This window comes from Gammaproteobacteria bacterium (assembly GCA_003696665.1).
In the GTDB taxonomy this organism is placed as follows: domain Bacteria; phylum Pseudomonadota; class Gammaproteobacteria; order Enterobacterales.
Genome location: RFGJ01000101.1, coordinates 1 through 2,011 on the forward strand (window position 1 = coordinate 1; position 2,011 = coordinate 2,011).

The 2,011-nt window shown below is 54.2% G+C and carries 3 protein-coding genes; all 3 read right to left on the reverse strand.

Annotated features, from left to right (window positions below; all coding sequences use genetic code 11):
* A partial coding sequence (glmU, locus tag D6694_03470) for a bifunctional N-acetylglucosamine-1-phosphate uridyltransferase/glucosamine-1-phosphate acetyltransferase (GenBank protein RMH46543.1) occupies positions 1-522 on the reverse strand: 522 nt, incomplete at its 3' end.
* Positions 523-648: 126 nt separating this feature from the next.
* Complete coding sequence (locus D6694_03475; protein ID RMH46544.1) at positions 649-1,074, reverse strand: F0F1 ATP synthase subunit epsilon; 426 nt, start codon at positions 1,072-1,074, stop codon at positions 649-651.
* A gap of 12 nt (positions 1,075-1,086) precedes the next feature.
* A partial coding sequence (atpD, locus tag D6694_03480) for a F0F1 ATP synthase subunit beta (protein ID RMH46545.1) occupies positions 1,087-2,011 on the reverse strand: 925 nt, incomplete at its 5' end.

The window sequence follows — 2,011 nt, forward strand, 5'->3', positions numbered from 1 at the left end:
GATGCCGGTGTTCACTTCGCAAATTTTCCGTAACTCGGCGTCCGCATCCTTATGTTCCACGATGCGCTCAACGTGTCCATTACCATCGCGGACAATGCGACCATACCCGTCGGGTGAGGCGGGCAGGGCGGTCAGTAGGCCAACCTCATTGTCAGAACAGGCCGCTAATAAATTTTGCAGAGTCTCTGGTGTGATTAACGGAACATCGCCATACAGGATGAGGACCCGCGCGTCGGGATGGAGGCTGTCGCTCGCCTGCGCCACGGCATGGCCTGTGCCAAGTTGCTCTGCTTGCAGATGCCAATGCAGCGGCTTGTCTGCGAAAGTGGCGCGCACGAGATCGGCCTGATGGCCGACGACGACGTGGATGGCATGGGGCGACAATGCTTCGGCAGTGTTAAGCACATGACCAAGCATCGGACATCCCCCTATGGGCTGCAAGACTTTGGGCTTGGTCGACCGCATGCGGGTGCCTTTCCCTGCCGCCAAGACGACGATTTCCAACAACTTTGGTGCCTTCATCACACTCGGGTCAGTGAATTTTTGAACGAAAGTGTACCAAACTCTTAGGGTCCCTCATAAAAGAAAAAGTGACCTAACGTCACTTTTTCTTTACAAACGGTCACGCGAACCTCTTACACTCAACGATTAACGTTTGAGCTTTTTCCTCAAAGCTTGAATGGTTCGCAATTGCGCAGCGGCCTCGGCCAATTCAGCCGCCGCCTTAGCGAATTCAATTTCACTGGCCTGATCGCGCAGCGCCTTTTCGGCACGTTCTTTTGCCTCAGCCGCCGCCGCCTCATCGATATCGTCGGCACGGACAGCCGTATCCGCCAAGATGGTCACCAGCAGCGGCTGTACCTCAAGCATACCGCCCGAGACATAGAAGATTTCCTCCTCACCATCCGGCTTAATGACCCGAACAGGCCCGGGCTTGAGCGAAGTGAGCAATGGCGCGTGTTGGGGCGCAATGCCGAGCTCGCCCATTTCGCCCGTTGCTATGACCATCTCGACCAGACCGGAGAACAACTGCTCTTCGGCACTGGCGATGTCCAGATGTACCGTCATCGCCATCTCCTCTTCTCCTTATTGCTGAAGCTTCTTCGCTTTTTCAACGGCCTCTTCAATGGAGCCAACCATATAGAAGGCCTGTTCTGGCAAGTGGTCGTAATCACCATTCAAAATGCCCTTGAACCCGGCGATCGTATCTTTCAACGGCACATATTTGCCAGGTGTGCCAGTAAATACCTCGGCAACGAAGAACGGTTGAGACAAGAAACGTTGAATTTTACGCGCACGCGCTACAATCAACTTGTCTTCTTCGCTCAGTTCGTCCATACCGAGAATGGCAATAATGTCTTTCAGCTCCTTATAACGCTGCAAGACCGACTGAACGCCTCGGGCAACGTTATAGTGTTCTTCACCGATGACCAGCGGGTCCAGCTGTCGCGACGTTGAATCGAGCGGATCCACGGCCGGATAAATACCCAGCTCCGCAATTTGACGCGACAATACCACCGTCGCATCCAAGTGCGAGAAGGTGGTGGCCGGTGACGGGTCAGTCAAGTCGTCGGCCGGGACATAGACGGCTTGAATGGAGGTGATCGATCCAGTTTTGGTTGAGGTGATACGCTCTTGAAGGACGCCCATTTCCTCTGCCAAGGTCGGCTGATAACCTACTGCTGAAGGCATACGGCCGAGCAGTGCCGACACTTCGGTACCCGCCAAGGTGTAACGATAAATGTTATCGATAAACAGCAGGACGTCGCGGCCTTCGTCACGGAATTTTTCCGCCATGGTCAAACCCGTCAGCGCGACGCGCAAGCGGTTACCCGGCGGCTCGTTCATCTGGCCATAGACCAGAGATACTTTGTCCAATACGTTGGACTCTTTCATTTCATGGTAGAAGTCATTACCTTCACGTGTCCGCTCGCCGACACCAGCAAACACTGAGTAACCGCTGTGCTCGATGGCGATGTTTCGAATCAGCTCCATCATGTTCACGGTTTTA